This is a genomic window from Paraburkholderia sp. CNPSo 3272, from assembly GCF_024206495.1.
In the GTDB taxonomy this organism is placed as follows: domain Bacteria; phylum Pseudomonadota; class Gammaproteobacteria; order Burkholderiales; family Burkholderiaceae; genus Paraburkholderia.
The window spans coordinates 286,289-313,267 of the sequence record NZ_JAMBPQ010000005.1 but is presented as its reverse complement, the minus strand read 5'-3'; the positions used below and the strand labels follow the sequence as shown (position 1 = coordinate 313,267).

General features: G+C 64.1%; 23 protein-coding genes. 15 read left to right on the top strand and 8 right to left on the bottom strand.

The window, feature by feature from the left end; all coding sequences use genetic code 11:
- The first annotated feature begins 252 nt into the window (after window positions 1–252).
- Genes cyoA through cyoD form a run of 4 tightly spaced genes read left to right on the top strand, consistent with a single transcriptional unit; the run spans window position 253 to window position 4,122 of the window.
- A complete protein-coding gene (gene cyoA, locus M3I53_RS09290; RefSeq protein ID WP_254315646.1) occupies window positions 253–1,140 on the top strand; it encodes a ubiquinol oxidase subunit II in 888 nt (295 codons plus the stop codon).
- A gap of 7 nt (window positions 1,141–1,147) precedes the next feature.
- Window positions 1,148–3,181, top strand: coding sequence for a cytochrome o ubiquinol oxidase subunit I (gene cyoB / locus M3I53_RS09285; protein WP_254315645.1), 2,034 nt, complete (start codon window positions 1,148–1,150; stop codon window positions 3,179–3,181).
- On the top strand, window positions 3,181–3,792 hold the full coding sequence (gene cyoC / locus M3I53_RS09280) for a cytochrome o ubiquinol oxidase subunit III (RefSeq protein ID WP_254315644.1): 612 nt from the start codon (window positions 3,181–3,183) through the stop codon (window positions 3,790–3,792). The genes cyoB and cyoC overlap by 1 nt, the downstream gene beginning before the upstream one ends.
- Window positions 3,793–4,122, top strand: coding sequence for a cytochrome o ubiquinol oxidase subunit IV (gene cyoD / locus M3I53_RS09275; RefSeq protein WP_254315643.1), 330 nt, complete (start codon window positions 3,793–3,795; stop codon window positions 4,120–4,122).
- A gap of 112 nt (window positions 4,123–4,234) precedes the next feature.
- On the opposite strand, the gene M3I53_RS09270 is transcribed toward cyoD, so the two are convergent.
- Window positions 4,235–4,885, bottom strand: a complete 651-nt coding sequence (locus M3I53_RS09270) for an SGNH/GDSL hydrolase family protein (RefSeq protein ID WP_254315642.1) — start codon at window positions 4,883–4,885, stop codon at window positions 4,235–4,237.
- Window positions 4,886–5,008: 123 nt separating this feature from the next.
- Here M3I53_RS09270 and M3I53_RS09265 point away from each other — a divergent pair, with 123 nt between their 5' ends.
- The 4 genes from M3I53_RS09265 to M3I53_RS09250 all read left to right on the top strand — a co-directional run bounded on the left by M3I53_RS09265 (window position 5,009) and on the right by M3I53_RS09250 (window position 8,060).
- Window positions 5,009–5,611, top strand: a complete 603-nt coding sequence (locus tag M3I53_RS09265; RefSeq protein ID WP_254315641.1) for a TetR/AcrR family transcriptional regulator — start codon at window positions 5,009–5,011, stop codon at window positions 5,609–5,611.
- Between the two features lie 145 nt (window positions 5,612–5,756).
- Window positions 5,757–6,440, top strand: coding sequence for a type 1 glutamine amidotransferase domain-containing protein (locus M3I53_RS09260; protein ID WP_254315640.1), 684 nt, complete (start codon window positions 5,757–5,759; stop codon window positions 6,438–6,440).
- Between the two features lie 180 nt (window positions 6,441–6,620).
- Window positions 6,621–7,718, top strand: coding sequence for an NADH:flavin oxidoreductase/NADH oxidase (locus M3I53_RS09255; RefSeq protein WP_254315639.1), 1,098 nt, complete (start codon window positions 6,621–6,623; stop codon window positions 7,716–7,718).
- Between the two features lie 42 nt (window positions 7,719–7,760).
- Window positions 7,761–8,060 (top strand): putative quinol monooxygenase, encoded by a 300-nt coding sequence (locus M3I53_RS09250; RefSeq protein WP_254315638.1) that lies wholly within the window; start codon window positions 7,761–7,763, stop codon window positions 8,058–8,060.
- Between the two features lie 101 nt (window positions 8,061–8,161).
- Here the strand turns inward: M3I53_RS09250 and adhP are convergent, their stop codons facing one another.
- A complete protein-coding gene (gene adhP, locus M3I53_RS09245) occupies window positions 8,162–9,190 on the bottom strand; it encodes an alcohol dehydrogenase AdhP (RefSeq protein ID WP_254315637.1) in 1,029 nt (342 codons plus the stop codon).
- 227 nt (window positions 9,191–9,417) lie between these two features.
- On the opposite strand from adhP, the gene M3I53_RS09240 reads away from it, so the two are divergent.
- The 4 genes from M3I53_RS09240 (at window position 9,418) to M3I53_RS09225 (ending at window position 19,321) form a co-directional block, all read left to right on the top strand.
- The gene (locus M3I53_RS09240) at window positions 9,418–11,793 is read left to right on the top strand and encodes a tetratricopeptide repeat protein (RefSeq protein WP_254315636.1); all 2,376 of its coding nucleotides are present in this window, start codon (window positions 9,418–9,420) and stop codon (window positions 11,791–11,793) included.
- 202 nt (window positions 11,794–11,995) lie between these two features.
- Window positions 11,996–17,890, top strand: a complete 5,895-nt coding sequence (uvrA, locus tag M3I53_RS09235; protein WP_254315635.1) for an excinuclease ABC subunit UvrA — start codon at window positions 11,996–11,998, stop codon at window positions 17,888–17,890.
- A gap of 304 nt (window positions 17,891–18,194) precedes the next feature.
- Window positions 18,195–18,425: an H-NS histone family protein gene (locus M3I53_RS09230; RefSeq protein WP_254315634.1), complete on the top strand. Its 231-nt coding sequence runs from the start codon at window positions 18,195–18,197 to the stop codon at window positions 18,423–18,425.
- A 317-nt stretch (window positions 18,426–18,742) separates the two neighbouring features.
- Window positions 18,743–19,321: an NnrU family protein gene (locus M3I53_RS09225; RefSeq protein ID WP_254315633.1), complete on the top strand. Its 579-nt coding sequence runs from the start codon at window positions 18,743–18,745 to the stop codon at window positions 19,319–19,321.
- Window positions 19,322–19,490: 169 nt separating this feature from the next.
- Here M3I53_RS09225 and pcaG read toward each other — a convergent pair whose 3' ends face one another.
- Complete coding sequence (pcaG, locus tag M3I53_RS09220) at window positions 19,491–20,078, bottom strand: protocatechuate 3,4-dioxygenase subunit alpha (protein WP_254315632.1); 588 nt, start codon at window positions 20,076–20,078, stop codon at window positions 19,491–19,493.
- Window positions 20,079–20,081: 3 nt separating this feature from the next.
- Window positions 20,082–20,786 (bottom strand): protocatechuate 3,4-dioxygenase subunit beta, encoded by a 705-nt coding sequence (gene pcaH / locus M3I53_RS09215; RefSeq protein WP_254315631.1) that lies wholly within the window; start codon window positions 20,784–20,786, stop codon window positions 20,082–20,084.
- A 140-nt stretch (window positions 20,787–20,926) separates the two neighbouring features.
- Here pcaH and pcaQ point away from each other — a divergent pair, with 140 nt between their 5' ends.
- Window positions 20,927–21,943, top strand: a complete 1,017-nt coding sequence (pcaQ, locus tag M3I53_RS09210; RefSeq protein WP_254315630.1) for a pca operon transcription factor PcaQ — start codon at window positions 20,927–20,929, stop codon at window positions 21,941–21,943.
- A gap of 40 nt (window positions 21,944–21,983) precedes the next feature.
- Here pcaQ and M3I53_RS09205 read toward each other — a convergent pair whose 3' ends face one another.
- A complete protein-coding gene (locus tag M3I53_RS09205; RefSeq protein ID WP_254315629.1) occupies window positions 21,984–22,646 on the bottom strand; it encodes a helix-turn-helix domain-containing protein in 663 nt (220 codons plus the stop codon).
- 374 nt (window positions 22,647–23,020) lie between these two features.
- On the opposite strand from M3I53_RS09205, the gene M3I53_RS09200 reads away from it, so the two are divergent.
- Window positions 23,021–23,224: a DUF6900 domain-containing protein gene (locus M3I53_RS09200; protein ID WP_254315628.1), complete on the top strand. Its 204-nt coding sequence runs from the start codon at window positions 23,021–23,023 to the stop codon at window positions 23,222–23,224.
- 199 nt (window positions 23,225–23,423) lie between these two features.
- On the opposite strand, the gene M3I53_RS09195 is transcribed toward M3I53_RS09200, so the two are convergent.
- The 3 genes from M3I53_RS09195 to M3I53_RS09185 form a co-directional block, all read right to left on the bottom strand.
- Window positions 23,424–23,930 (bottom strand): metal-dependent hydrolase, encoded by a 507-nt coding sequence (locus M3I53_RS09195; RefSeq protein WP_254315627.1) that lies wholly within the window; start codon window positions 23,928–23,930, stop codon window positions 23,424–23,426.
- Between the two features lie 131 nt (window positions 23,931–24,061).
- Window positions 24,062–24,418 carry a sugar ABC transporter ATPase gene (locus M3I53_RS09190; RefSeq protein ID WP_069267449.1) on the bottom strand — a complete coding sequence of 119 codons (357 nt, stop codon included), beginning with the start codon at window positions 24,416–24,418 and terminating at the stop codon, window positions 24,062–24,064.
- Between the two features lie 192 nt (window positions 24,419–24,610).
- Window positions 24,611–25,774: a porin gene (locus M3I53_RS09185; protein ID WP_254315626.1), complete on the bottom strand. Its 1,164-nt coding sequence runs from the start codon at window positions 25,772–25,774 to the stop codon at window positions 24,611–24,613.
- 672 nt (window positions 25,775–26,446) lie between these two features.
- On the opposite strand from M3I53_RS09185, the gene M3I53_RS09180 reads away from it, so the two are divergent.
- Complete coding sequence (locus tag M3I53_RS09180; RefSeq protein WP_254315625.1) at window positions 26,447–26,968, top strand: hypothetical protein; 522 nt, start codon at window positions 26,447–26,449, stop codon at window positions 26,966–26,968.
- Window positions 26,969–26,979 lie beyond the last annotated feature (11 nt).

The window sequence follows — 26,979 nt, the reverse complement described above, 5'->3', positions numbered from 1 at the left end:
AGATTCGAAAAGTAGCCGCGGCGGCCCGCTGTCAAGGGCAGAGCGGGGCGCGACGTGCGTGTGTTTCCGAGGCGCGACAAACCTCGCGAACACATGCGACAAAGTGTCTCAATCGCCTTTTGACAAAGGTCATTTTCCACATTCATTGATTGCGAAATATCAAAGCGGCTGTATGATGCGGGCGCGCTTCCTTTGTCGGATGTCAGGGGACGCGTCCGGAACTATTCAATGAATGAAATTCAGGCAAACGTGATGAAACGAACGACCTTTCAAAGGTTACTGCTTCCCGTCAGCGCCGGATTGGCCTTGTGTCTTTCCGGATGCAACATGGAGCTCCTTGACCCCAAGGGAAGTGTGGGCGTGGCGGAAAAGCAGCTGATCGCTACCTCCACATGGGCCATGCTGATCGTGGTGATCCCTGTGATCGTCCTGACGCTGTGGTTTGCGTACCGCTATCGCGCGTCGAACCGTAGCGCCACCTACGCGCCGAAGTGGTCGCACTCGACGGCGATCGAAATCGTCGTCTGGACCATCCCGACGCTGATCATTCTGTTCCTCGGCGTGCTCACGTGGAACACCACGCACGAGCTCGACCCCTACAAGCCGCTCGAATCGAACGTCAAGCCGATCAACGTCGAAGTTGTGGCGCTCGACTGGAAGTGGCTGTTCATCTACCCGGATCTCGGTATCGCGACGGTGAACCAGCTGGCCGTGCCCGTTGGCACGCCGGTGAATTTCAGCATCACGTCGGATTCGGTGATGAACTCGTTCTTCATCCCGCAGCTTGGCACCCAGGTTTATGCGATGGCTGGCATGCAGACGCGCCTGCACCTGATCGCCGACCACGCTGGCGACTACGCCGGCCTTTCGGCGAACTTCAGCGGCAAGGGCTTCTCGGACATGAAGTTCCGCACCCTCGCCACGAGCCAGCAAGACTTCGACGCGTGGGTCCAGAAGGTGAAGGCGTCGCAGACGCAGCTTTCCATGGATCAATACGCGACGGTCGCACAGCCGAGCGAGAAGGCTCCGGTCGAGTACTTCTCGACGGTCGACCCGAAGCTCTTCAACAACATCATCGCGAAGTACAACAACGGCCACGTCACGAACTTCAGTGACCCGTCGTGCGTGACCAAGGGGTAAACCAGGCATGTTCGGAAAACTTACACTGGACGCCATTCCGTATCACGAGCCGATTATTCTCGGGACGATGATCGGTATGGCAGTCATCGGCGCATTCGTGCTCGGTGGCATCACTTACCTCGGTAAGTGGAAATATCTTTGGACGGAGTGGCTGACGAGCGTCGACCACAAGCGTCTGGGCGTGATGTACATCGTGCTCGCCCTCATCATGCTGCTGCGCGGCTTCGCCGACGCGATCATGATGCGTACCCAGCTCGCGCTCGCGTACAACGCGCCGGGCTACCTCCCGCCGCACCACTACGACCAGATCTTCACGGCTCACGGCGTGATCATGATCTTCTTCATGGCCATGGCCTTCATGGTCGGCCTGATGAACATCATCGTGCCGCTGCAGATCGGCGCACGCGACGTCGCGTTCCCGTTCCTGAACTCGCTGTCGTTCTGGATGACCGCAGTCGGCGCCATCCTGCTGATGATCTCGCTCGTCGTGGGTGAGTTCGCGCAGACCGGCTGGCTCGCGTATCCGCCGCTTTCGGAGCTTGCGTACAGTCCGGGGGTAGGGGTCGATTACTACCTGTGGGCGCTGCAGATCTCGGGTGTCGGCACGCTGCTGACCGGCGTGAACTTCTTCGTCACCATCATCAAGATGCGTGCCCCCGGCATGACGATGATGAAGATGCCGGTGTTCACGTGGACGGCGCTGTGCACGAACGTGCTGATCATGGCCGCGTTCCCGATCCTGACCGTGACGCTCGCGCTGCTCGGCCTCGACCGCTACATCGGCACGCACTTCTTCACGAATGACGGCGGCGGCAACGCCATGCTGTACCTGAACCTGATCTGGGCCTGGGGTCACCCCGAGGTGTACATCCTGATCCTGCCGGCGTTCGGTATTTTCTCGGAAGTCGTCGCGACCTACGCGAAGAAGCCGCTGTTCGGCTACAAGACCATGGTCTACGCGACCTGCTCGATCATGGTGCTCTCGTTCCTCGTGTGGCTGCACCACTTCTTCACGATGGGTTCGGGCGCGAACGTCAACGCGTTCTTCGGCATCATGACGATGATCATCGCGATCCCGACGGGCGTGAAGATCTTCAACTGGCTGTTCACGATCTACCGCGGCCGCCTCGAGTTCACCTCGCCGGTGCTGTGGACGATCGGCTTCATGGTCACCTTCACCATCGGCGGCATGACCGGCGTGATGATGGCGATCCCGGGCGCGGACTTCGTGCTGCACAACTCGCTGTTCCTGATTGCTCACTTCCACAACGTGATCATCGGCGGCGTGCTGTTCGGCTACCTCGCCGGCTTCAACTACTGGTTCCCGAAGGCGTTCGGCTTCAAGCTCAACGAAAAGCTCGGCAAGCGCGCGTTCTGGCTGTGGCTCTCGGGCTTCTACGTTGCCTTCACGCCGCTGTACGTGCTGGGCTTCATGGGCGCAACCCGCCGTCTGAACCACTACGACAATCCGGCGTGGCATCCGTGGATGATCATCGCGTGGGTTGGCGCCGTGCTCGTGGCACTCGGTATCGCGCACCAGCTGCTGCAGCTGTACGTGTCGATCCGCGACCGCAACCTGCCGGAAAACCGCGACCTGACGGGCGATCCGTGGGGTGGCCGTACGCTGGAGTGGGCGATCTCGTCGCCGCCGCCGTCGTATAACTTCGCGATCATTCCGCACGTGAGCGAGCTCGACGAGTTTGCGCACCTGAAGGAAACCGGCCGCGAAACCGTGGACGTCGCGAACACGAAGTACACCGACATCCACATGCCCTCGAACACGAGCGCAGGTGTGTTCATCGGTTTCTTCAGCCTGGTGCTCGGCTTCGCTGGCATCTGGCACATCTGGTGGCTCATGATCGTTGGCTTCGTCGGCATTGTCGGCACGGCCATCGCCTACAGCTTCCAGAAGAACGAAGGCTATTACATCCCGGCCGCCAAGGTCCGGGCAGACGAAGAAGCGCGTAGCCGCGCACTGGTCAAGGCGTTCGAAGACAAGCAACGCCGTGGCAAGGTTGAAGCAGCACTGGAGGCCAACTGATGTTGACGAAAACTAGTGCGGCCGCACTCGCGGAGCACGATCACCACGATCACCCGCCGTCACACTCGGTGTTCGGCTTCTGGCTGTACCTGATGACGGACTGTATTCTGTTCGGCTCGCTGTTCGCAGTGTTCGCCGTGATGCAGAACCAGTTCGCAGGCGGCCCGACGGGCAAGGACCTGTTCGACATCAATGGCGTCGCGATGGAAACGGCAGTGCTGCTGCTGTCGTCCATCACGTACGGTTTCGCGATGATCGGCGCGCACAAGCAGCGCAAGGGTCAAGTGTTCTTCTGGCTGGCGATCACCTTCCTGCTCGGCGCAACGTTCCTGTATTTCGAACTGCACGAATTCGCGAACATGATCGCGGAGGGCAACGGTCCGCAACGCAGCGCGTTCCTCTCGTCGTTCTTCACGCTGGTTGCCACCCACGGTATCCACGTGACGATGGGCATGATCTGGATGGTCGTCCTGATGGTTCAGGCCTTGAAGGCGCCGGTTCTGGGCGAGCGTGAAATTCGCCGCCTGACGTGCCTTAGCCTTTTCTGGCACTTTCTGGACATCGTCTGGATCTGCGTGTTCTCCTTTGTTTATCTTGCGAGCGTGATCTAAATGAGTGCTCATCCTATCCATGAAGAAGAAAGCCACGGCAGCGTAGGCAGCTACGTGGTTGGTTTCGTCCTGGCGGTGGTGCTCACGGCCGCTTCGTTCTGGCTCGTGCTGCATGGCGGCTTTTCGCGCGAAACCGCGCTGCTCGGCCTCGCCGTTCTGGCAGTCGTGCAGATCGTGGTTCACCTCGTGTTCTTCCTGCACATGAACACGTCGTCGGGCCAGCGCTGGAACGTGACGGCATTTGGCTTTACGGTGTTGACGGTCCTGATCGTGGTCGTCGGTACTCTGTGGGTCATGCACAACGTCAGCATGAACATGATGTCGCGTTAAGCGTTCATCGTTGCTGGACTTGCGCTTCGCTCGCTTCGGGTGAAGCGCAAATGGAAACGCCGCCAGGCCTTCGGGCCCGGCGGCGTTTTTCTTTTTGCGGCCTGACAGGCGTTTATGCGCCGAAGCGCTGGCGCACGATTTCCGCGACGGCCTTGCCGAGTTGGTGGTGTTGCGAGGCTTCGTAGTGAATGCCGTCGGTGGGGCTGACGGTGGCGAATTCGCCGGCGTCGAGAAACGCCGAGCCGTACTTCACGGCCACGCGCTCGTAGAGCGGGGCAAGCAGGCGCGATTTCGCGGCGCCGCCCGTGAAGATCTCGCCGAGGAAGCCAATCTCTTCGATCGGCGCCGGCGCCATGAGCAGCACGTGCGGCGTCAAGCCGGCCGGACCCGCGCGGCAAGCGACGAGCGTTTCGAGCAGCACGTCCACCGAGTTCGCAATGTCGGTCGGCGTGACGGAAAAGCGTGTCTTGAGGTCGTTGGTGCCGAGCATCAGCGCGACCACATCGACGGGCAACTGGCTTTCAAGGCACGGGCGCAGATAGGCGAGGCCGTTCTTGTGCCGGCCTTCGATGGGATCGTCGTGAACCGTGGTGCGCGCGGGCAGGCCTTCCTCGATGATCGTCCAGCCCGGCCCGAGCGCGTCGCGCAGCACGCCGGGCCAGCGGTCGGTGGGGCCGAATCGCTCGGACACGCCGGGCACGGTCAGCGGCTTCGTGCCGTGAGTATTGGAATCGCCGTAACAGAGCAGGGTGCGTGACGTCATGGGTTGCCTCTTTCTGGTTACCTGGTTGCCTGGTTGCCTGGTTGCTGGGGGCGATGCAATGCCATTACTCATCATGGGAGATTACTAGACGACTGGTCTAATCGCTCTGTACCATGTCGTCTCATGAATGCAGCGGCAGCCGTCGAAGTGCGGCAACACATCCTCGATACCGCCATGCCCATTTTGCTGGGCAAGGGCTTTTCCGCAGTCGGTCTCAATGAGATCCTCGCGGCCGCCGGTGTGCCTAAAGGGTCGTTCTATCACTATTTTGGCTCGAAGGAAGCGTTCGGCGAAGCCTTGCTCACGTCCTATTTCGCCGAGTATGCGGAGCGTCTCGACGATCTGCTGGTGCGCGCGCCGGGCACGGCGGCGGAGAAGCTGATGCGCTACTGGGACGACTGGCGCTTGATCCAGTGCGCCGACGATCCAGTAGGCAAGTGTCTCGCGGCGAAGCTGGGCGCGGAGGTGAGCGACCTTTCCGAGGCGATGCGTGAGGCCCTGCGTCTCGGCACCGATGCGACGATCTCGCGCATTGCCGCGTGTCTCGAAGCAGGGCGTGTGGATGGCTCGCTGGCGGACGTGAACGACGCTGCGACCATGGCGGTGACGCTCTACGAACTGTGGCTCGGCGCCACGCTGCTCGAGAAGATCCACCGTGACCGCAAGCCGCTCGACGCGGCCATGGCGACCACGCGCATCCTGTTGAACCTGCCTCCGCGCAACTAATCGAACGGAAAGCTGCGGCGGCGCACGACGTGCGCGCGACTGTCGCGTTGTGTGCGGAAGTACTAGACGACCGGTCTAATAATGCATGAATACCGGTTTCCGAAGGGCGTGCGAGCGCCCGAACCTCACCCAAAAAGGAACGCCGATGAAGGTACTGATCGTTTTGACCTCGCACGAGGACCTCGGCAACACGGGCAAGAAGACCGGCTTCTGGCTCGAGGAATTCGCCGCGCCGTACTACGCGTTGCGCGACGCTGGCGCTGCGCTCACGCTCGCATCGCCCAAGGGCGGCCAGCCGCCGCTCGATCCGAAGAGCAGCGATCCCTCGGCGCAGACCGATGCGACACGGCGTTTCGCGTCCGACACCGAGGCGCAAGCGGCGCTTGCCAATACGCAGCGTCTCGCCGATATCGACGCGAGCGCATTCGACGCCGTGTTCTACCCGGGCGGCCACGGCCCGCTTTGGGATCTGGCAGAAGATCCGGTTTCGATCGCGCTGATCGAAAAGACGATCGACGCGGGCAAGCCTGTCGCTGCCGTCTGCCATGCGCCGGGCGTGCTGCGTCACGTAAAGGGGGCCGACGGCAAGCCGCTCGTGGCCGGCAAGTCGGTCACCGGTTTTTCGAATGACGAAGAAGCCGCCGTGCAGTTGACGGACGTCGTGCCGTTCCTCGTAGAAGACATGCTGAAGGCCAATGGCGGCCAATACTCAAAGGCCGCCGACTGGCAGCCGCACGTCGCAACCGATGGCCTGCTCATCACGGGCCAGAACCCGGCTTCGTCGGAGCCGGTGGCCGAAGCCTTGCTCGCGGCGCTGCGCCGCGCTTGAAGTTGCGCGAACGCGCGCGTCTTGGCGAGCGCGTTCGCTTCCCTCGATTTCCTTTCGGCAACGCTGCGAGGCGCGCTCGCAGCGCGTGTGCGGCTGCGCGTTGCCGCAAGGAAATCCCGTTTTTGCCAACCGGCGCAGATGCCGCGCGACGCGCGACCTGTGCCAAGAAAGGAGCTGTAGATGTCCGCATTGTTCGAACCGTTCAAGCTCAAGGGCGTGTCCCTGCGCAACCGCATCGCCGTGCCGCCGATGTGCCAGTACATGGCCGTCGATGGCGTGATCAACGACTGGCACCACGTCCACTACGCGCAGATCGCGCGGGGCGGCGCGGGCCTCGTGATCGTCGAGGCGACGGCGGTTTCGCCCGAAGGCCGCATTACGCCGGGTTGCACGGGCCTGTGGAACGACGCGCAGATGGAAGCGTTCAAGCCGACCGTCGCGGCGATCAAGGCGGCGGGCGCCGTGCCCGGCATCCAGATTGCGCACGCGGGCCGCAAGGCGAGCGCGAACCGCCCGTGGGAAGGCGACGACCACATCGCCGAAGGCGATGCGCGCGGCTGGCAGACCATCGCGCCCTCGGCAACGGCGTTCGGCGCGCATTTGCCGAAGGTGCCGAAGGCGATGACGATCGACGACATTGCACGTGTGCGCGAGGACTTCGTGGCCGCGGCGAAGCGCGCGCTCGAAGCCGGCTTCGAATGGCTCGAACTGCACTTTGCGCACGGCTATCTCGGCCAGAGCTTTTTCTCGACGCATTCGAACCAGCGCGACGATATCTACGGCGGCAGCCTTGAAAACCGCAGCCGATTCCTGCTGGAAACGCTGGCCGCGGTGCGCAAGGTCTGGCCGGAGCATCTGCCGCTGACGGCGCGCTTTGGCGTGATCGAGTACGATGGCCGCGACGAGGAAACGCTTGCCGAATCGATCGAACTGGCCAAGGGCTTCAAGCGCGAAGGCCTCGACATGCTGGGTGTGAGCGTCGGTTTCTCGACGCCCGCCGCGCAGATTCCGTGGGCGCCCGCGTTCCTTGCGCCGATCGCACAAAAGGTGCGTCGCGCAAGCGGTCTGCCGGTGTCGTCGGCATGGGGTATCGGCACGCCGGAACTGGCCGAGCGCTCGGTGGCGAAGGAGCAACTCGACGTCGTGATGGTCGGGCGCGCGCATCTCGCGAATCCGCACTGGCCGTATTTCGCGGCTCAGGAACTCGGTGTCGAACGCGCCGCGTGGACCTTGCCCGCGCCGTACGCGCACTGGCTCGAGCGCTACAAGGTCGGCTGAAATTTGCCGACCGGTTCAACCGTTGACGATGAGGGAATACCGATGACCGTCTATCTATTCGCGAGCATCACGCCGAAGTCCGAGCACGTCGCCGACGTGGAGGCGCTGATGCGCGATATGGTTTCGCATACGCGCAAGGAGCCGGGCAATTTGCGCTACGACCTGCTGCGCCGCGCCGATGGCGCACCGGGCTTTTACCTTTACGAAACCTATGTCGACGACGCCGCGGTGCAGGCGCATCGCGATAGCGCGCACTTCGTGGCGTACCGCGCGAAGATTGGTGCGTGGGTGACGGAGCCGCCTGAGGTGAAGCTGCTGAAGGGCGTGGACGTCGCCGACTGAGCCCGTGTTTCTGCCGCAATCGTTGCGGCGATTCGTTGACGCGCCGGACCTCGCTTTGCAGCGGTGTCCGGCGCGTTTTTCATTGAGCGGCCGCGCGCCGCTCAGCCCGCCATATCGAGCACGACGCGGCCTTCGATCGCGCCGCGCTCCATGCGCGCGAACACGTCGTTGATGTTCTCCAGTTTTTCCGTGGAGACGGTCGCCTTGACCTTGCCTTCCTGCGCGAACATCAGCGACTCTTCGAGATCGAGCCGCGTGCCGACGATCGAGCCGCGCACCGTCACGCCGCCCAGCACCATGTCGAAGATCGGCAGCGGGAAGTCGCCGGGCGGCAGCCCATTCAGCGACACCGTGCCGCCCCGGCGCACCATGCCGAGCGCCTGCGAAAACGCAACGGGGGAGACCGCGGTCACGAGCACGCCGTGCGCGCCGCCAATTTCCTTCTTCAGATACGCAGCGGGATCAGTGGTTTTCGCGTTGACCGTCACGGTCGCGCCGAGGCGTTTCGCCAGTTCGAGTTTCGTATCGTCGACATCGACGGCAGCGACGTTGAGCCCCATCGCGCGCGCGTATTGCACGGCCATGTGGCCGAGGCCGCCCACGCCGGAAATCGCGACCCAGTTGCCAGGGCGCGTGTCGGTGACTTTCAGGCCCTTGTAGACGGTCACGCCGGCGCAGAGCACGGGTGCGATTTCGATGAAGTCGATATTTTTCGGCAGCAAACCGACGTAAGTCGCGTCGGCTTTCGCGTATTGCGCGAACCCGCCGTTGACCGAATAGCCGGTGTTCTGCTGCTGCTCGCAAAGCGTTTCCCAGCCGCCGAGGCAATGTTCGCAATGGCCGCATGCCGAGTAGAGCCACGGAATGCCCACGCGATCGCCTTCCTTCACGTGCGTGACGCCCGCGCCCACACCCACGACATAGCCGACGCCCTCGTGACCGGGAATGAACGGCGGCTGCGGCTTCACGGGCCAGTCGCCGTGCGCGGCGTGCAGGTCCGTGTGGCACACGCCGCACGCTTCGATTTTCACGAGCAGCTCGCCTGGCCCCGGAGCGGGGACGGTCACTTCCTCCAGCACGAGGGGTTTGCCAAATGCGCGGACTACCGCGGCTTGCATCGTCTTGTTCATCGTCGGGCTCCTGTCGAAGCTGAGTGGCGGCGCGCGGCCGGATGCGTCGCGCATCGCGTGTCGCCGCATGTCCGCCTGCCTTTCGAGTTTGAAGGAAAGGTTTTTCGTGTGCGATGAATGTGCTCAATAGTTGGTAGCAGAACGGCTGTGAAGGTTTCGAAAGAAACTGCCGTTAAGATCGAATAAGGTTTGGTAACGACTTCGTTGCACGAATTCCAGTGAGCCCGATGCAGAACGACTCCCTTTACGAGCGCGCCAGTGAGCGCCATTTCGCCGGCGACCTGCCGCGCGCGCGAAATTTGTACATGCAACTGCTCGAAGCCGACGCAGCGCACGCGGGTGCGATGTTGCGCCTCGGCGTGATCGGTTTGCAGGAAGGCGCGCCGGGTGATGCGATCGGCTGGTTGCAGCGCGCGCTCGCCGTCGAGCCCGGTCAGCGGCGCTATCGCGAAGCGTTGGGACAGGCGTATGCCATGGCAGCACGCCATGCCGAAGCGGCGCAGGTCTATCGCGCTCTGCTGACGGACGACGCGTCGTCCGCCGATCTCTGGTTCGGGCTCGGCTCGGCGCTGCAGGCGCAGGGTGCGCTGGTCGAAGCGGTGGCAGCGTGGCGGGCGGCGCTGGAGCGCGAGGCGAACCGCGCCGACGCCTGGAACAACCTCGGCAATTGCCTGCGTCTGCTGGGCGAATCCGTCGAGGCCGAGGCCGCTTATCGCCGCGCGCTCGCCTTGCAGCCGGGCGATGTCAACGCATTGACGAACCTCGGCACGTTGCTGCAGGAAGCGGGGCAGGACGAGGAGGCGCTCGAAAGCTTGCGTTCCGCATTGGCGGCCGCGCCGGAAAGCGCTGTCGCGATGATCAACCTCGGGGTGCTGTTGACGCGCCTCGACCATCTGGACGAGGCATTGCCCCTGCTCGAACGCGCGGTGGCCATCGAGCCGCAGATCGCGCACGCGGCCTACAACTACGGCGTCGCGTTGCAGGCGCGCGGCCGTTTGCGTGAGGCCGAAGCGCAATATCGCCGAGCGCTGGCGCTCGACGCGGCGCATGCGGAAGCGGCGAACAACCTTGGGAATGTCTGCCGCGATCTCGGCGATTACGCGGCTGCACGCGAAGCGTACGAAACGGCTATCCGCGCCCGGCCGGATTTCGTCGACGCGTTCAACAACGCCGCCAACCTGATGCGCACGCTCGGCAGCCTCGACGAGGCGCAAGCGCTCTTGCGCCAGGCCCTCGACTTCGATCCGTCGCGTTCGGCCACGCTCAACAATCTCGGCAACGTGCTCAAGGACCGCGGGGACCTGGACGAAGGCATCGAATGCTTTCGCCGGGCCGTGGCGAGCGAGCCCGGCAACCTCATCGCGCACAGCAATCTTCTTTATGCGTTGTCTTTCCAGGCCGAAGATCCGTGGATGATTCTCGACGAGGCGAGACGCTGGTCCGCGCAGCACGAAGCACCGCTTGGCGTGCAGCGCACGCAGGCGCCTGTCGAACCGGCCGCGGGACGGCGCTTGCGCATCGGGTACGTATCGAGCGATTTTCGTGAGCATTGCCAGGCATTGTTCATGACGCCGCTGTTCTCTCACCACGACCGCACGCGCTTTGAGATTCACGCATATTCGAGCGTGGTCAGGCCCGATGCGACGACTGCGCGACTTGCCGCGCACGTCGACGAGTGGCACGACGTACGGACGTTGCGCGACGCGGCGCTGGCGGACCAGATCCGCGCGGATGGCATCGATATCCTCGTCGATCTCACGATGCACATGTCCAATGGCCGGCCTTTGCTGTTCGCGCGCAAGCCGGCGCCGGTGCAAGTCGCGTGGCTTGCTTATCCCGGCACGACCGGAATCGGCGCGATGGACTGGCGGCTCACCGATCCCTGGCTCGATCCGCCTGCGCACGATCGCCACTACAGCGAAAAGTCGTGGCGTTTGCCGCACACGTTCTGGTGTTATGCCCCGCTTGCTTCGGAACCCGAAGTGAATGCGCTGCCGGCATCGAGCGGGGGATACGTCACGTTCGGCAGCCTGAACAACCCGTGCAAGCTCACCGATACGACGCTGAACCTGTGGGCCCGTGTATTCGCGCGCTTGCCTGCGGCGCGCCTCGTGCTCATGGCCGCCGAGGGCGAAGCGAGGCGCCGCCTCGCGCAGCGGCTGGCGCGGGCCGGCATCGACCCGTTGCGCGTGCGCTTCCTGCCGTTCCGGCCGCGCGCGGATTATCTGCGCAGCTATCACGAGGTCGACCTCGGGCTCGACACCTTGCCGTACAACGGCCATACCACCTCGCTCGACGCGTTGTGGATGGGGGTGCCCGTCGTCACCCGGATCGGGCCGACCGTGGCGGGGCGTGCGGGCTTGAGCCAGCTCGCGAATCTCGGCCTTCCCGAATTGGCCGCCGATTCCGACGACGCATTCGTGGAAACGGCGGTGAGTCTCGCAAACGACCTGCGGCGCCTCGCGAATCTGCGCGCGGCGCTGCGCGAACGCATGGCGCACTCGCCGCTCATGGACGGCGAATGCTTCGCGCGTGGCGTCGAGGCGGCCTACGAAGGCATGTGGCGCGCCGCGGCGCACCAGGGCGATCTGGCGCGTAAATAGGGGCAACCGGCGGCGGAGACTCAGCCAGCCGGCCATCCAGCGTGCTGTATAAATATACAGTAGAATCCTAGCCTGACAGCCAGGGCCGCGCGCCGATTTCCCGCGCGCGCCGCGCTGCAAGTTGCCGGGCCGCGCCGCGTTTTGCCCAATTTCGCGCGCCGTCCGGCCCCAAGCGTGTGATCCAGCCGGAATGCCAGCGCAAGTGAGCGAAAACCGATCCATCCGAATCCGTGGTGCCCGCCAGCACAACCTCAAGAACCTCGACCTCGACCTGCACACCGGCGAAATGACGGTCGTCACCGGGCCTTCGGGCTCGGGTAAGTCGAGCCTCGTCTTCGACACGCTCTACGCGGAAGGCCAGCGCCGCTACGTCGAAACGTTCAGCGCCTACGCGCGCCAGTTTCTCGACCGCATGGACCGGCCGCAGGTCGATCGCGTGGACGGTGTGCCGCCCGCCATCGCCATCGACCAGACCAACCCCGTGCGCAGTTCGCGCTCCACGGTCGGCACGATGACGGAGCTGAACGACCACTTGAAGCTGCTCTATGCGCGCGCCGCGAATCTGTTCGACCGCGTCACGGCGCAGCCCGTGCGCCACGACACGCCTGAAACGATTTACGCCGAATTGATGGCGCGCACGGCCGCAGGCGATCCGCGTCTCGTGGTCACGTTTCCGGTCGAGTTGCCCGATACGACCACCGAGGAAGAAGTTGCGCAGTGGCTCTCCGCGAGCGGCTATACGCGCGTGCAGGCGCAGCGCGAGGTGAAGACGGCCGAAGGCACGCGCAAGCTGCTCGACGTGGTCGCCGACCGTTTCCGCCTGCAGAACGTGGAGAAGAGCCGCGCGATCGAGGCGATCGAAGCCTCGCTCAAGCGCGGCGCGGGGCGCGTGAACGTCTACGTGCTGGCCAGCAGCGATGACGCGCAGGCCGAGCCGCAGATCTGGCGCTTCTCGACGGGGCTGCATTGCCCGGACAGCGATCTGCGCTACTCCGACCCGCAGCCCGCGCTGTTCTCGTTCAACTCGGCCTACGGCGCCTGCGACGCGTGCCGCGGTTTTGGCCGCGTGATCGGCGTCGATTGGGGCCTTGTGATCCCCGACGAGCGCAAGACGCTGCGCGGCGGCGCGATCAAGCCGCTGCAAACGCCGGCGTGGAAGGAATGCCAGGACGACCTGATGCGCTATGCCGCGAAAGCCGGCATTCCGCGCGATACCGCATGGTCCGAGCTGACGCAGGCGCAGCGCGACTGGGTCATCAACGGCGCGCCGGACTGGAAGGGCAGTTGGCAAACGCAGTGGTACGGCGTGAAGCGCTTCTTCCAGTATCTGGAGTCGAAGGCCTACAAGATGCACATCCGCGTGCTGCTGTCGAAGTACCGCAGCTACACGCCGTGCGAAACCTGCGGCGGCGCGCGCCTGAAAACCGAGGCCCTGCAATGGCGCCTCGGCACGCAGCAGAACGCGGACGACGTGCTCGCGCCATCGGGACGCTTCCTGCCGCACGGCGTGGACTGGACACGCGCGCAGCTCGAAGCGCTGCCGGGCCTCACCGTGCACGACGTGATGCTGCTGCCGATCGAGCGCATTCGCCGCTTCTTCGACAATCTTTCGCTTTCCTCAGCACTGCTCGACGACGCGCTGAAGCTACTGCTCGAGGAAGTGCGCACGCGCCTGAAGTATCTCTGCGACGTGGGTCTCGGCTATCTGACGCTCGACCGCCAGAGCCGCACGCTTTCGGGCGGAGAAGTGCAGCGTATCAACCTGACCACGGCGCTCGGCACGTCGCTCACGAAAACGCTGTTCGTGCTCGATGAACCGAGTATCGGCCTGCATCCGCGCGACCTCAACCGCATCGTCGAAGCGATGCATCGCCTGCGCGACGCGGGCAATACGCTCGTCGTGGTCGAGCACGATCCGTCCGTGATGCTCGCGGCCGACCGCCTCATCGACATGGGTCCCGGCCCCGGCGAGCGCGGCGGCTCGATCGTCTACGACGGCACGCCGAACGATATCCGCTCGTCGGGCACCCTGACGGGCGAGTACCTGGGCGGCCACCGCGCCGTTGCCGATGCTTCGCACTGGGAGCGACGCCCGGTTGACGCGTCCACGCCGAACCTTCTGCTCGAAGGCGCGAGCGAGCACAACCTGCGCGACGTGACCGTGCAGATTCCGCTGCAGCGCCTGGTTTGCGTGACGGGCGTCTCGGGCTCGGGCAAATCGACGTTGGTGCAGGACGTGCTTTATCCCGCGCTCGCGCGGCATCTGGGCAAGGCGACGGAAGCGCCGGGCACGTTCCGCAAGCTGAGCGGCGCGGAGCAGATCAGCGACGCCGTGTTCGTCGACCAGTCGCCGATCGGCAAGACGGCGCGCTCGAATCCGGCCAGCTATGTCGGCGCGTTCGACGAGATCCGCAAGCTGTTCGCCAAGGCGACGCTTGCGAAGCAGCGCGGCTACACGGCGGGCATGTTCAGCTTCAACTCGGGCGAAGGCCGGTGCCCGACCTGCGGCGGCTCGGGATTCGAGCACATCGAAATGCAGTTCCTGAGCGACGTGTACCTGCGTTGCCCCGATTGCGACGGCAGCCGTTATCGCGCGGAAGTGCTCGAGGTGAAGATCGAGCGCGCGGGCCGCGCGCTTTCAGTCGCGGACGTACTCGACCTCACGGTGAGCGAAGCAGTGCAATGCTTCGCTGAGGATGCCGAAGTATTGCGCGTGCTGCAGCCGATCGTGGACGTGGGCCTCGAATACGTGAAGCTCGGCCAGCCCGTTCCGACGCTTTCGGGCGGCGAGGCGCAGCGCCTGAAGCTCGCGGGGTATCTCGCGGAAACCGCGCAGTCGCGCGGCAAGGAGGCGGGCGGCCGCCTCTTCATGTTCGACGAACCGACTACGGGCCTGCATTTCGACGACATCGCCAAGCTGATGCGCGCCTTCGGCAAGCTGCTCGCGGGCGGTCATTCGCTGCTCGTGATCGAACATAACCTCGACGTCATCCGCGCCGCAGATTGGCTGATCGATCTCGGCCCCGAAGGCGGCGACGCGGGCGGCGAAGTGGTGTGCGTCGGCACGCCCGAAGACGTGATCGCGTGTCCGCGTTCGCATACCGGCGCGGCGCTCGAGCGCTACGAAGCCGCGCTTGGCAGCAGCGTCGAACTGCTGGCAGAAGAAGAGGGCGTGGCGCTGCAAACCGCGTTGCGTGCCGCGCAGGCGCGCCGCGAGGTACAGGGCGAGGATGTGGTGCGCATCGTGAATGCGCGCGAGCACAACCTCAAGGCGCTCGACGTCGATATCCCGCACGGCCGCTTCAACGTCATCACGGGCGTTTCGGGTTCGGGCAAGTCCACGCTCGCGTTCGACATCCTCTTTCACGAAGGCCAGCGGCGCTATCTCGAATCGCTCAACGCGTATGCGCGTTCGATCGTGCAGCCCGCGGGCCGCCCCGAAGTCGATGCCGTGTACGGCATTCCGCCGACCGTCGCGATCGAGCAGCGCCTTTCGCGCGGCGGCCGCAAGAGCACGGTCGCCACGACCTCCGAGGTGTGGCACTTCCTGCGTCTGCTTTACGTGAAGCTCGGCGTGCAGCACTGCGTGCATGACGGCACGCCCGTCACGTCGCAGAGCGTCGATGCGATCGTCGCGCAACTGCTGCGCGAGCATCGCGGCCAGCATGTCGGCTTGCTCGCGCCGCTCGTCGTCAACCGCAAGGGCGTCTATACCGATCTCGCGAAGTGGGCGAAGGCGCGCGGCAATACGCATCTGCGCGTAGATGGCGAATTCGTGCCCGTCGCGCCGTGGCCCAAGCTCGACCGCTTCCGCGAGCATACGATCGAGTTGCCGGTGGGCGACCTCGTGATCGAGCCAGAAAACGAGGCGCAATTGCGGACGCTGCTCGGCGCGACGCTCGAAGCGGGCAAGGGCATCGTGCATCTGCTCGCGCCGCTCGACGGCCTCGATCACGTGCTGGGCAACGGCGGTTCGACGGCGAGCATCGGCGAGGTGAAGGTGCTGTCGACGCGGCGCGCCTGCCCGGTGTGCGGCACGAGCTATCCCGAACTCGATCCGCGTATGTTCTCGTACAACAGCAAGCATGGCTGGTGCACGACCTGCGTGGGCACGGGCCTCGCGCTCACGCGCGAGCAGCGCGCCGCCTACGACGACACGATCGTCGCCGAAGACGGCCGCGGCCGCGAGCAAACGCTGCCTTCGGAAGAGCAGGAACCCGAAGGCATGGTCGACGAGCCGTGCCACGATTGCGGCGGCACGCGCCTGAATCCGGTGGCGCGCGCCGTGACGTTCGACGCACATCCCATCGTCGACGTCGCGCAGTGGACCGTGGCAGATACGCGCCGCTGGATCGATGCGCTGAAGCTGGGCGGCCGCGACGCGCAGATCGCGCGCGACGTGGTGAGCGAAATCCGCAGCCGGCTACAGTTCCTGGAAGAAGTGGGGCTCGGCTATCTGAGCCTCGATCGCGCCGCGCCCAGCCTTTCGGGTGGCGAGGCACAGCGTATTCGTCTCGCCGCGCAACTGGGCAGCAATCTGCAGGGCGTGTGCTACGTGCTCGACGAACCGACCATCGGCCTGCATCCGCGCGACAACCAGATCCTGCTCGACGCGCTGCGCAGCCTCGGCGAGAAGGGCAACACGCTCGTCGTGGTCGAACACGACGAGGACACGATCCGGCGCGCCGATCACATCATCGACATCGGTCCGAGCGCGGGCAAGCGCGGCGGCCGCGTGGTCGCGCAGGGCAGCGTCGCCGATCTCGCGGCGCAGGCCGATTCGCTCACGGGCCGCTATCTCGCGCAGCCGATCCGGCACCCCCTGCAGCCGCGCCGCGAAGTGCGTCCTGCGCGCGCGGGACGCGAGGCGGTGCCGGCCCAATGGCTGACCGTCCACGGCGGCAAACTGCACAACCTGCGCAACGTCACCGCGCAGATTCCGCTCGGACGCCTCGTGGCGATTACGGGCGTGAGCGGCTCCGGCAAGTCCACGCTCGCGCGCGACGTGCTGCTTTCCAATCTGCTCGACGCCGTGGGGCGTTCGGTGCTGTCTTCGCCTGCCGAGCGCCGCGCGCGCAAGGCGGTGAAGGACAAAGCGCCGAGCGCGGCGGAGCGCCGGTCGAGCGTGCTCGCGCGCACGAGCGCGAAGCCGAAGCTCGAGGTTTCGCATACGTGGCAGGGCTGCGATTCGATTAGCGGATGGGAAAGCATCGACCGCGTGCTCGAAGTCGACCAGACGCCAATCGGTAAAACGCCGCGCTCGTGCCCCGCGACCTATATCGGCGTGTGGGATGCGATCCGCCGCCTTTTCGCCGATACGCTCGAGGCGCGCGCCCGCGGCTATAGCGCGTCGCGTTTCTCGTTCAATACCGGCGACGGACGCTGTCCCGCGTGCGAAGGCCAGGGTGTGCGCACCATCGGCATGAGCTTCCTGCCCGACGTGAAGGTGCCGTGCGACGTGTGCCACGGCCAGCGCTTCAATCCGGAAACGCTGGCGGTGACCTGGCGCGGCCGGAATATCGGCGAAGTGCTGACGATGGAAATCGACGAGGCGGTGGAGTTCTTTGGCTCGATCACGAGTATTTCGCACCCGCTGCAGCTCATGAAGGACGTGGGTCTCGGCTACCTCACGCTCGGCCAGCCCTCGCCGACGCTCTCGGGCGGCGAGGCGCAGCGCATCAAGCTCGTGACCGAGCTCTCGAAAGTGCGCGACGACATCACGCGCCGCGGCCAGAAGGCGCCGCACACGCTCTACGTGCTCGACGAGCCCACGGTGGGCCTGCACATGGCCGACGTGGCTCGCCTCATCAGCGTGCTGCATCGTCTTGCGGACGCGGGGCATAGCGTCGTCGTGATCGAGCACGACCTCGACGTGATCGCCGAAGCCGACTGGATCATCGATCTCGGGCCCGAAGGCGGCGTGGGCGGCGGCACGATCGTCGCCGCGGCCGATCCCGAAGCGCTCGCGAAGGTGCGGGCGAGCCATACCGGTGTGGCGCTCGCGCCCGTGCTGGCGCGTGGCCAAGGCGACGTGAATGCCGCCGAAAGCAAACCTGCACCAGAGCGGCGCGCAACCGGCGCGGCCGCTTCGCGCTGAAGGAACGGAGCCGGCCGCAAAGGCCCGCTCCGCCTTGAAACCGCTTGATCTGTGCCGCGAGCGCAAGGTATCATGGGCTCCGCTTGCAGCAAACGTTCGCTCACCTGTAGCGGCGTTACCTGAGAGCGGAGCAGCGGACTGCAGATCCCCTCCGAACCGGTCGCGGGTTCCACACCCGGACCACCTCATTAGTGCAGCAAGGCTTCGCAGTTCGTTCGCGAAGCCTTTGTCTTTTCAGGGAAGACCATCTGTGCCGATCGTTGTATCGGTGCCTTGCCCTTGACGAAGCGAGAGGAATTAATCGATGTTCGACCTCGATGGAGAGGCGCGCGAACGGCTCATCGTGTGGATTCGACGCCGCATGGAAGAGTACGGCATTACGTTCGAAGAGCTTGAAGCGTCTATTGCTGAAAGCGAAAAAATACCCAAGTACCGCGACGCATACGGGAATACGTGGAATGGCGAGGGCGATATGCCGGCCTGGCTGTTGCGCTATAAGCACGCGGGACAGGATATCGAGCATTTTCGCTGCTAGCCATGACGGTGCGTGAGTACGCGCCGGTGTTGCCCTTCGACTGCCAGACCGTTCGCGGCGCATGCCGCAAAGCCCGCGCATTGGCGCGGCGCCCAGTATTATTCAGCATAATTTTAAAATATCTTTCGGCGTGAGCCGGGATTAATCCCGCCTCCCAATGTGCCGTCCCGGTTTAGGCGTGCAATCATTTACGCATTCTTTTTTGCTGGCTTTTGCGCGCGTAATTAGTCAGCTTTTTTGAAAACTCCGGTTGGCTGCGCGATCAAGCTGCGCGACAATCTCGCCCATTGCGTTCTTGCTACGGCAGGGAGGTAGTCATGGCGATACTCGTGCTGGGCCTTGTGATATTCATTGGCGTCCATTCGATCCGCATCGTGGCAGGGCCCTGGCGCGCCGCGCAGATCGAGCGCCTCGGTCCGCGTGCCTGGCGAGGCGCGTTCGCGTTGCTCTCCATCCTGGGTTTCGTCCTGATCGTCTATGGCTACGGTCGGTCACGCCACTATCCCGTGCCGATCTGGCTGCCGCCGTTCTGGATGGCGCATGTCACTGCACTCCTCACCGCCATTGCCTTCATCCTGATCGTCGCGGCCTATGTGCCGGGTAATCATTTCAAGCGCGCGGTCGGCCAGCCGTTCGTGAGCGGCGTCGCGCTTTGGGCGTTCGCGCATCTGCTCGCGAACGGCACGCTCAACGACATCATCCTCTTCGGGGTTTTCCTCGTCTGGGCGTTGTTCGAGCTGCGGGGCGAGAACCGGCGCGATCGCGAAGCCGGAGTGGTCTATCCGCCGGGAGAGGTGTCGCGCGATGCGATCGTCGTCGTGGTCGGGCTCGTGGTCTGGGCCGTGTTCGCCTTTTGGCTGCATGGCTTGCTGATCGGCGTGCGGCCGCTCGGCTGAGGACGCAGCGAGCCGCAGGCGCCCTCCAAAAAAAGAAGCCTGCGCATGGCAGGCTTCACAAGGTACAGCTCGGAGTTCCGCGATCAGATCGCAGCGGCACGATCATAGGGCCAATTCATGAAAGCCACGTGAAAGTTCGCGCGAGTCGTCTCGCGTATCCGTCAATGCATCAAAGATCGAAGAACACCGTTTCCTGTTCACCCTGCATGCGGATATCGAACGTGTAGACGATGCTGCCGGCCCGCTCGCTACGGCGCGCGATGAGCGTGTCGCGGCGCGCGGCGGGCACAGCTGAGAGCACCGGGTCTGCGGCGTTGGCGGCGGCTTCGTCTTCGAAGTAGATGCGCGTGAAGGTGTGCGTGAGCATCCCGCGCATCATCACGATCACATTCAAATGCGGCGCTTCGCCGGCGTTCTCCACGCCCGGCTTCACGGTGTGCACGATGAAGCGGTGCTGCGCATCCGTTCCCGTGCCCACGCGTGCAAAACCGCGGAAGCCGTCTTTGGCGATTTCCTCGCGCGAAGCCGGATAACGGCCGTTTGCGTTGACCTGCGAGAACTCGAGCATCGCGTCGAACACCGCGTTGCCGTCGCCGTCGATCACGCGGCCGATCAGCGTGATGTGCTCGCCCGGCGTTTCAGGCCCGACCACGTTGGCCGTGAACAGGCTCTTGAAGTCGAAATCGTATTGCTGCGGGCACAGGCCGTAAGCGAAGTACGGGCCGACCGTTTGCGAAGGCGTTTCCTTGAGTGCCATGGTTCAACGCTCCGTGGGGGTTTGGTGCGGGCCGCGCAGCACGATGTCGAATTCGTAGCCGAGTGCGTAGCCTTCTTCGGTGGTGTCGAGCGAGAAGCGCGAAATCATGCGCTCGCGTGCGTCTTCGGGCGTGCCCTGATAGATCGGGTCGAAGGCGAGCAGCGGGTCGCCGGGGAAATACATCTGCGTGACGAGACGCGAGCCGAAGTAGTCGCCGAACAGCGAGAAGTGAATGTGATTCGGACGCCACGCATTCGGGTGATTGCCCCAGGGATACGCACCCGGCTTGATCGTGAGGAAGCGATAGCGGCCGTCGTTATCGGTGATCGCGCGGCCGGCGCCGAGAAAGTTGGGATCGAGCGGCGCATCGTGCTGATCCTGCTTGTGGACATAGCGGCCGGCGGCGTTGGCCTGCCAGATTTCCACGAGTGTGTTGCGCACCGGCTTGCCGCCTTCGTCGAGCACGCGGCCCGTCACGATGATGCGCTCGCCGAGCGGCGCGCCATTTTTGGCCGCGTTGCGCGTGAGGTCGTGATCGAGCGCGCCGAGATCGTCGGTGCCGTACACGGGCGCGTGCTGGTTGCGCAGCTTTTCCTTCAGGGGGATGAGCGGGAGCGTGGGGCCGCGTTTGACCGACGAACGGTACGGCGGATAAACGTACGCGGGGTGCGAGTCGAAGTCGCGCGGCGACAGGATGGACTCGTCCATGGGGTGTCTCCTGGTTGGATTATTGGGCGAAGGGCGCGTTGCCTGCAGCGATTTGTCGCTACGAGCCGATGCAGCCACTTTATCCAAAGCGAAAAGTTATGCAAAATGATGTTTTTTCGCACATCGTATAACGAATCGTTATGCAAAACCGGCTCGCGGACGGACGCGTCAAATTCCGCCATCTCCAGTGTTTCCTTGCCGTAGCGCAGATGGGGAGCGTGCAGCAGGCCGCCGAGAGTCTTTCGGTCACGCAGCCCGCGGTGTCGAAGACGATCGCCGAACTGGAGCTTGTGCTGGGCGTGAAGCTGTTCGAGCGCGGGCGGCACGGCGCCGTGCCCACGCGCGAGGGCCAGCTCTTTATGCCGCACGCGAGCGCCTGCATGAGCGCGCTGCGCCAGGGCGTGGCTTTGCTTGCGCGCGACGAGGGCGCGGTGGCCGCCACGCTAGATATCGGCGTGCTGCCTACTGTAGCGACGGCGCTGCTGCCCGGCGCGTTGCGTCACTTCGGCGAGGAATGGCCGCGCGTGAGCGTGCGGCTGATGACAGGGGCCAACACCGAACTGCTCGATCGGCTGAAGACAGGGGCGATCAGCTTTGCGGTGGGCCGCCTGGCCGACCCCGAGCGCATGGTGGGCCTGAGCTTCGAGCAGTTGTACAACGAGCCGCTCGCCGTCGTGGTGCGCGCCGGGCATCCGCTCGCGCAGGGGGCAGGGTTGCCGGCGCAACTCGCATCGTTTCCGCTTGTGCTGCCGCCGTTCGGCACGTTGATCCGCCAGGCGGCGGACAGTCTGCTCGCCGCCTGGGGCGCGCCGCCGCTGTCGGCGTTCGTCGAGTTGCTTTCGGTTTCGGTGGGACGCGCGCTCGCGCTCCAGAACGACGCGGTGTGGTTCGTGCCCGCCGGTGCCGTCGAGTACGACCTGCGGCGCGGGACGCTGGTGCGGTTGCCGTTGCCTTCCGCGGGCGGCGAGGAGCCCGTGGGGGTGATTCAGCGCACCGATACCCAGCCCACGCCTGTAGGTCGCGCGTTGATCGAGGCCGTGCGGCGTGCGGCGCGCGAGCGCGATGTGAGGCCGGATGTCTCCGGCGCACCGCGGACGCGGCGCGCGCGTGCTGCAGGCCCTTCCACTGGGAAGCGTTCGCCCGATGCCAGGGGCTGAGGCTACACGGATCTTGTAGTCCCAACGCCGCGCTCCGGATTCAGCCGGCCGCGAGCTTCGGCCTGGCGCGCGACTTCGACGTTGCTGACGCTTCCGGGGCGACGCCGGGCAGGCGCGCGCTCGTGGCCATCCACAGCACTTCGGCGTCTTCTTCGCTCGTCGAAATGGCCGCGTGGCCGGTGCGGCTGTCGAAGTAGAGGCTGTCGCCGGCTTCCAGACAGGTGGGCGCGTAAAGCTCCGAATACAGGCACACGCTGCCGCTGATCACGTAGAGAAATTCTTCGCCTTCGTGGCGGCCCCAGTCGTCGAACGCGTCGAGCGAATGTGCGGTGATGCGGATGCGAAACGGCAGCATCGCCTTATGCGCGAGATCCGTGGCGAGCAACTCCATTTGATAGCCGCGATAGGCGTGGCGCTGACCCGCGCCGTTGCGCGTGAGCGCGCGGCGGCCGCCGGCATTGAGCCGGGGCGGGGTGCCGAACAGCTCGGCCAGGTCGATTCTGAGCCCGCCGACGATCTTCTGGAGCACGTCGAAGGTTGGCGACATGAGCCCGTTTTCGACCTTCGACAGAGTCGAGCGCGAGACGCCGCACAGGCGGCTGGCCGTATCGAGCGTCAGGTCTTGGGCGACGCGCGCGGCGCGCACGCGGCGGCCGAGTTCGGTGGTCGCCGTGCTGGCGGATGGGGTGAGCGTGGAGTCCATGGGCTACGTTCGAATGCTGACGAAAAGCCCTGGTTGGGCCCCGCGATGTCTTACCGATCATATCAAACGGTTGCCCGCGGGAAACGCTGACCGCGCCTGGCCGCCCCGGGCCGCTCCGCTCCGAGGCGTGCCGCGACGCCGGTTCGGCGCCATCGGCGAGCCGCCATGCATTGACACCCTGTTCAATTGCGAATTAAAACGATTCGATTTAACGATCTTTAAAGATTAATCCGTCGCTGATTTAACAAACTTTAAAGATTTTCTGGATTTGATATTAGAGTGACGCCTCAATATGCGTCCATGCGCCGCGGCTCTCACGGATTTTGATATTTATCATTGTAATCAGATGATGTGGATCAAATGGAGGGCGCAAAATGCATGACGAACGACTTGAGTTATTGCTGGCAATCTCGCGAAGGACGCTCGGAATCGAGAGCTTCGAACTGACCGGGAAGCCAACCGCCGACGCGCACCTCGTGAGCGCGGAGGACATTGGCCGCGCGCTGGAGTCGGCGTATGACGCCGGCCTTATCGTCGGCTACCGCATGGGCCGCGCGGAGTGCGAAGAGAACGCCTGATTACCGCGTGACGCGATTCAGAGGCGGCGTCCTTTTAAAAGGACGCCGTTTTTATTTTGCTTTACTAACACGATAATAAACATTGCCCTGATTAATGGGCGGTGTGGCACCTGATCAGTCCCGACGATTGTTAATCGGCGCTTCATCGGCTTCCAGGCGCCCGGCGTGCAGGCGCTTGATTCCAGGCAAATCCGATCGATCAGACGAGCCGACGCAACGGCGCGAGCGACCAGTCGTGTGGCACGCCATGCACGGCGAAAAACCACGCAGCCACCCATGACGCCGCGACGACGATCAGATCGCAACGTCCGCTGCGCCACCAGTTCAGCGAGTGCCGCTGAAAGATCCACGGCACGCCGAGCGGATTGGGCCAGTCGGCGAACAGGTGAATCACGCCTCCGCAAGCGAAGCCGAACGCGGGCGCCGCAAGCGGCAGGTGCCCGAGCTTGTGATACGACCACAGGAGCAACGCGATCCAGCCGATGCCCCAGTGCGTGAACGTGCGATGCGTGATCCAGAGGCGCCGCTTCTTGCGCCACCATGCGACCTCCAGCCAGTCGGGCGCCGATCCGCCCGCGACACCCGCGGCGAACGCGAGCGCGGCATAGAGATGCCAGGCGCTATCGGCGCCCTGATGCGTGACGATTGCGGCGGCGATGACGCCGGCGGCCCAACCCGTCGCGTGATGTGCGGTGCCTGATGCCATGAAGCGGTGTGTTGCGAAGTCGAAGGGGGCGCAATCTTCGCAGATGTGTCGCCGTTATGACAGGGGTGCCACGCGGGCGACATGCGGTACATCGAATGGCGCGTGCGGTGCCGGCGCCATTCGTTCACGCGTCAGGTCGTGCAGCGCGCCACGTCGAAGCGCAGTTCTTCTTCAGGCGGATCGTTCGACGCGGAAGCGCCGTGCGTCACGCGAATGACCGAGCCGTGGCCGTTCGGCGTGAGCGTGACGAAGTACGACGCGTCCGAGCGCGAGCCTACGCTCAGTTCCGTCGTATTGCCGTCGCGCGAACTGTGCACGTGCGGCAAGCGGTCTTCGAGGCAGCTCGCGACCGACGACGCCGAACGCGCCGACGAAGCATAGATCATCGGTTCGCCGTTCGAAGCGGTGCCGGACGGCGGCGTCGATCCACAAGCGGCGATGAGCGCGAGCGGAGTCGCGGCAAGGAGTCGTTGCGTGAGCGTTTTCATAGGCGAAGTGACAATATCGAACAGCGGATTATGCCAATGAGTATACGCACCCTGATCTGGATCAAGGCCCACGCAGACGTAAAAAGATGCAACAGCTAACAGGAAAAACGCACATGCGCTCGTGGCACATGTGCGTTTCGCAAAGGCAAGGCAGCGTGGCGGGTCGCGCCGGATTTGCCCAACCCGGAGCGATCAGAAGCGGTGACGCAGACCGACGGTCGCGGCGACCTGGTTGTTCGTTGAAGAGGGCGAAAGCGTATTGATCGCAGCGACGTTCGCGATGCCCGAGCCGTCGGCGTTATAGCCGAGCGAGCCCGAAGCGTGCTGGTAGACGCCGGCGAGATAGACGTCCGTGCGCTTGCTCAACGAGTAGTCGGTGCCGACGACCACGGTGTGCCACTTCGGGCTGTTGTTGCTGCCGTTGCCCGTGACCGTGCCGTCGGTGAACGTGTAGGAGCCGACGAACGCGAGAGCTGGCGTGAGATGGTAAGCGCCATTGATCTCATAGTTGTCCACGTGCAGGTTCAGGCCCGAGAGGCCCGGCAGCGGCGCGCTGCCGCCACTCGAGAGACCCTGCATGCCGTCGATTTGCGAGTGCGTCCACACGAAGCCAAACTGTGCCGGGCCGTAGGTGTAGTTCACGCCCGCGCCGAGCGAGCGCTGCAGCCGTGCCGAGATGTTCTGGTCGGCCGAAGCCGCGCTGTTGGCGGCGCCGAGGCTGCCGGAGTTGTTCTGTTGCGAGTAGGCGGCTGCGAAGTTCAGCGGGCCGTTGCCGTACGATGCGCCCACGCTCCACGCGCGGCCATTCGCGAAGCCGCTCGCGTCGTTGCTGAAGCCGTACAGGCCGCCGAACCGGAAGCCTGCGTAGTTCGCGCTGGCGTACTTGACCGAGTTCTTGATCGAATAGCTTTGCGCGAGATTGTCGTTGTCGAACGGGTGGCCCGCGAGATTGTTGCCGAAGCCCGCGCCGGCTTCCGAGAGCGGCGAGAGGTAATCGACCATCGAGTCATACTGCCGGCCGAGTGTGAGCGTGCCGAACCGGTCGCTCTGCAGGCCGACCCAGGACTGGCGGTTGAAGCCGCTGTCGCCGTTCTTGTAGCCGCCATTATTGAGATTAAAGCCGCTCTCGAGGGTGAAGATCGCCTTCAGGCCGCCGCCCAGGTCTTCGGCGCCGCGAAAGCCGAAGTAGTTGTTCGAGAGCGCGCCGCTGCCCTGAGCCCACAGGCTGTGGCCGCCGACGTTGTTCGCGTAGACGATGCCGGCGTCGAGCGAGCCGTAAAGGGTGACGCTGCTTTGCGCATGGGCGCTGATGGCAAATGCACTGAGGGCGCCTGCAGCAATGAGTGCTTTTTTCATGTTTTTCTCCGGTCAGAACTTGGGGAATCTCAGGCCGAATATTCTAAAAATCGAATTCGTGCCCGGATGATTCGCAACGAAGTGTAGGCTCGGTATGCAATGTATTTACGCAAATCGACGCAACAATGCATTCATCTCATTTCGCGATCCGCATTAATCTCCGTAAGTGACTGCATGTAAAGAGTTTTTCTATCGGATTATCAGGTGCGACAAAATGGTCCATCCGGATAATCCGTTGTGCACCCGCGACGATGCGACAAATCCGCTCAGCAGATGGCCTAGCGCGAATTCAACGCTTTTTCAAGCGCGATTCTTGTCGTTTGGTGAAAGGTACTGTTCCAGATCATGGGCTGATCACATGCATATTGCGGGGGTACAATTTCTTCAGCCCTCGACCAAGGGTGGTCTTTTTTCATCTGTTTTTACGCGGCTCTCGGGCCGCGTTTTTTTTGCCTGCGGAAAATTATTTTAAATTAATGCGCAAGGCGGAATGGTGCGTTGCGGAAAACGCAACGATTAAAATCGCCAGTCGATATTCTGGTTTGGCGGTGGAATAATCAAGCCGGCGGGATAGGAAGACGTGGCGCCCGACGCGCGACGCGATCCGGGTAGAATCTTGCCCTTGCCTCGCGACGGGCAAGTCCCCCCGCAGAACCCGATGAAAACCCCGCCATGACCGATTCCTCACCCGCAACCGATTCCAATTTCCCCGCCGATGACCTCGCAGCTGAAGCCGAGGTGATCCAGGAAGCGCGCCTGTGGCGCAAGGACGGCTGGACCGCGCGCGTGATCAAGAACGAGGACGACGACGGCTGGGCCGTCCAAATGATCAAGGACGGCGAGCCGGAGCCTGCACTCGTCGGCCCCTGGACCATGGGCCGTGACAAGAAGAATCCCAAGCCGCTCGATACGTCGGCGTTCAACACGCTCGTGAAGACCGCTTCGGAGGTGCTGCGCCGGCACGAGCAGCAATTGCGCGCGCTGCTGCACAAGCGCGTGAGCGTGCACACCGCCGAAGGCGATGTGGACGTGACGCTCGACATCGTTCCCGACGAGTACGAGCCCTACGCGCTCGTCAGCGCGATCGACGCATTCGGCGAGCAGCTTGCCCAGGCGCGCGTCGCGCCGAATTTCAAGCTCACGAAGGCGCGCGCCGAGGCCTGGGCCGAAGGCGGTTTCGGGCGTATCGAGTAACTCTCAAAGCC